Annotated in this window: 3 protein-coding genes; all 3 read left to right on the top strand. The window is 36.8% G+C overall.

Annotated features, from left to right (window positions below):
- Positions 1 to 44 precede the first annotated feature (44 nt).
- Positions 45 to 2105 carry an RNA degradosome polyphosphate kinase gene (locus AC1WHX_RS10980; RefSeq protein WP_302545351.1) on the top strand — a complete coding sequence of 687 codons (2061 nt, stop codon included), beginning with the start codon at positions 45 to 47 and terminating at the stop codon, positions 2103 to 2105.
- Positions 2102 to 3025 (top strand): Ppx/GppA phosphatase family protein, encoded by a 924-nt coding sequence (locus AC1WHX_RS10975; RefSeq protein WP_303116802.1) that lies wholly within the window; start codon positions 2102 to 2104, stop codon positions 3023 to 3025. The genes AC1WHX_RS10980 and AC1WHX_RS10975 overlap by 4 nt, the downstream gene beginning before the upstream one ends.
- Before the next feature lie 100 nt (positions 3026 to 3125).
- The gene (locus AC1WHX_RS10970) at positions 3126 to 3752 is read left to right on the top strand and encodes a DedA family protein (RefSeq protein ID WP_022390421.1); all 627 of its coding nucleotides are present in this window, start codon (positions 3126 to 3128) and stop codon (positions 3750 to 3752) included.
- Positions 3753 to 4055: the final 303 nt, after the last annotated feature.

The following is a 4055-nucleotide window of genomic DNA, read 5'->3' as shown; positions in this document are numbered from 1 at the left end:
TAATTGTAACGTAAGTATTCTTCTTTTGCAGAAAATACGATGATATGGGAGATAAGAAGTTAAGCCGATATTACTTAGACCGGGATATTAGTTGGATGTATTTTAACCGAAGAATTCTTCAGGAAGCCTGCAAGGAAGATGTTCCTTTGTTAGAACGTTTAGCTTTCTTGGGAATTTATTCTAATAATTTAGATGAATTTTTTCGGGTACGTGTGGCAACTCAAAATCGGATTGCCGAATGTAATGATCGCTCTGCTTTACGGGAAAGAGAGAATGCCAAACAACTTATTAAGCGTATAGCTAAACTAAATGGCAGTTATTCTAAGGATTATGAGAAGGCGGTAAAGGATGTGACAGAGAAATTGCGCGGTGAAAATATCTATTTGATTTCTGATAAGGAAGCAGATGAGGAGCAACTCGGTTTTATTCGTTCTTTTTATTGGGAAAAATTGAATGGTTTTATTGTTCCGGTTTGGTTTTCAGCAATAAAGCAACTTGACAGTGAGACTGATGAAGATATATATTTGGCTGTAAAATTGTCGAAAGAGAATACGAACGCTACTTCGGAATATGCATTGCTTGAACTTCCGGTTTCTGTTTGTGGGCGTTTTGTACGGTTACCCGATAAAGACGGGAAAAGTTTTTTGATGTATCTCGATGATGTAGTCAGATGCTGTTTATCTTTGATTTTTAATGGATTGGATTATGTCCGTTTTGAAGCGTACTCTTTTAAATTTACTCGTGATGCTGAGATGGAAATCGATAACGATTTGCGTAACGGAATGCTTCAGAAAATATCCAAAGGAATCAAAAGCCGTAAAAAAGGAGAGCCTTTGCGTGTCGTTTATGACATGGAGATGCCTAAAGATCTTTTGAAAAGGGTATTGAAAAAATTAAATCTTGACAGTCTCGATACTGTTTTGGGAGGTGGACGTTATCAGAATCATAAAGATTTGATGCACTTCCCGGATTGCGGGCGTAAAGATCTGAAATATCCTTTGTGGCCTCCTATATTGAAGAAGGAACTTTCTGTTTCCGGAAGTATTTTTGATGAAATTCATAAAAAAGATCGTTTTATACATGTTCCTTATCACAGTTTTGATTCTTTTATACGGATATTGCAAGATGCTGCGGTAAATAAACAGGTAAAAGGTATCAAAATAACTCTTTATCGTTTAGCTAAAGAGTCGAAAGTGGTAAAAGCTTTGATTGGTGCTGCTCGTAATGGGAAGAAAGTAACTGTTGTTATCGAGTTACTTGCGCGTTTTGATGAGGCTTCTAATATCGGATGGTCGAAAAAGATGCAGGATGCAGGAATCAAAGTGATTTTTGGAGTAGAAGGTTTGAAAGTACATTCGAAAATTGCCCATATTTCAATGAAAACAGGTACGGATATTGCTTGTATAAGTACGGGAAATTTTCATGAAGGAAATGCACGGTCTTACACTGATTGTATGTTGATGACCTCAGCTCCACGTATTGTGAAAGATGTTAATTCCGTATTCGATTTTATCGAATATCCTTACATACCTGTTCGTTTTAAAGAATTATTGGTTTCACCGAATGAGATGAAGCGAAAGTTTTTATCTCTTATCAATGACGAGATAAAAAATAAAAAAGCGGGAAAACCGGCGTATATTAAGATTAAGATAAATCATGTAACAGATCCTATTATCGTAAATAAATTATACGAAGCGTCGCAAAAAGGAGTGTTGATAGATATGCTTGTACGAGGAAATTGTTCTCTTATTACAGGAGTGCGGGGAGTAAGCGATAATATACATATTAACGGTATTGTCGATCGTTATTTGGAGCATTCGCGCATATTTATTTTTGCGGCAGGAGGAAAGGAAAAAGTTTTTCTCGGTTCAGCTGATTGGATGCCCCGTAACTTGGATAACCGTATAGAGGTGATAACGCCGGTATATGATCAAGCTATAAAGGAGGAAATGAAAAAAATTATAGATTATGGATTGAGAGATACTTTGCAAGGGCGTGTGGTAGATGGTTCTGGTAAAAATTGTTCATGGACTACGGACAGTGATGTCTCATTTCGTTCCCAAAGTGCATTGTATGATTATTATTTAGAAGAAAATCAAAAATGAATAAAGAAAATAGGAGTAAAAATAAGCGGTCTGAAATGAATTATGCTGCTATCGATATAGGTTCTAATGCGGTGCGATTGCTTATTAAGCATATAAACGAAAATTCTGAAAAAAAATTCTCAAAAGTATTGTTGCTTCGTGTACCTCTTCGTTTAGGATTCGATGTCTTTTCTAAAGGACGTATCTCTGAAAAGAAAGAAAAGAATATGATTCGGTTGATGAAATCGTATCGCCATTTAATGAAGATATATGATGTCGCAGACTATCGAGCCTGCGCAACTTCTGCAATGCGGGATGCTGTCAACGGGAAAGATATTATTAAAATGATAGAGAAAAAAACCGGAATTAAAATTGAGATTATTACGGGACAGGAAGAAGCTCGTATGGTCTATAATAACCATATAGAGTGTATGGAAGACCGGCATGGGAATTATATGTATGTGGATGTCGGCGGTGGAAGTACAGAGGTCAATTTATTGGTAAAGGGTGAGTTGGTCTGTTCCAAATCTTATAATATAGGAACGGTACGCATGTTGAATGATGCGGTAGATTTTGGAGAGTGGAAACGTCTTGAAGCCGATATGAAAACATTGTCGGAAAACTATCTCGGAACTAATATTATCGGTTCGGGAGGGAATATTAATAAGTTGTATCGTTTGGCAGAGAAAATCGATAAGAAACGCCAACGCATATCGGTTACAGTATTGAAGTCTCTTTATGAGAAACTTAAGTTGCTTTCGTTCGAAGAACGTATGCAAGTATTTAATTTGAAACCCGATCGGGCAGATGTTATTGTTCCGGCATCCGAAATATTTCTGACGATAGCAGAAATTCTCCATTCTGAATACATTTATGTGCCTGTGATCGGACTGGCTGATGGCATTATAGATGGGTTGTATGCAGCTAACCGTAATAGGTAATGTGTGTTTTTGTAATAAAAATGTAATATAAATGCATTATGAATGAAACATGAATGGCTAATTCGCTGGTTATCTTTGCAAAATAATTAAAAGATAATATATGGAGTCATTGGCTTTTATACAGTGGTGTCTTGACCATTTGAATTATTGGACTATTACTTTATTAATGGCTATAGAAAGTTCGTTTATCCCTTTTCCTTCGGAGATTGTAGTTCCACCTGCTGCATACAAGGCGGCTGCCGGTGAACTGAATATTTATCTGGTGGTTTTGTTTGCGACATTAGGAGCAAATATCGGAGCTTTAGTGAATTATTATTTAGCGATGTGGATAGGACGCCCTTTAATATATAAATTTGCGTCGAGCCGTATCGGACATATGTGTTTGATCGATGAGGCATCCGTTATGAAAGCCGAAAAATTTTTTGATGATAACGGTCGTATATCGACTTTTGTAGGACGTTTAGTTCCTGCAGTCAGACAGTTGATTTCTATACCTGCCGGGCTTGCACGTATGAAGTTGGCTACATTCTTGCTTTATACGACATTAGGGGCAGGTCTTTGGAATATCATATTAGCTGTGATAGGATATTATCTCGAATCGGTCGTTCCTCAAGATCAGTTAATGAGTAAAGTAGCAGAATATAGTAAAGAGCTTTCTTGGGGTTTTATAGCTTTGGGTATTTTAGTATTAGGGGTGTTGATATATAAAGGAGTAAAAAAGCCTTGATGCATTATGAAAATTTTGGGCAAGGTTCTTTGAGTTTTCACTTTTAGAGCCTGTCGTAAATTTTGCTCGGGTCAGATTTGAGAGTTTCTTTCGAGGATATTTTTCTGTTTTCAGGATGATAGCGGGCTATTTGACGAGGGAAAACGGGAAAACAGACCGGAAGAAAGCGCAAAAATGACCTGATAATATTTTTTTATCGGAAAATTTAGACAGGCTCTTAGATAAGTACTGTTTGCAGTTCCTTTAAATCGGGATATTCAGTAAATGTCCCTAAAAAATAAGATGGCATATGAAGATGATGGC

The organism is Coprobacter sp. (genome assembly GCF_982436375.1).
Note: the sequence above shows the minus strand (reverse complement) of the source record. Positions and strands in the feature narration are given on the sequence as shown.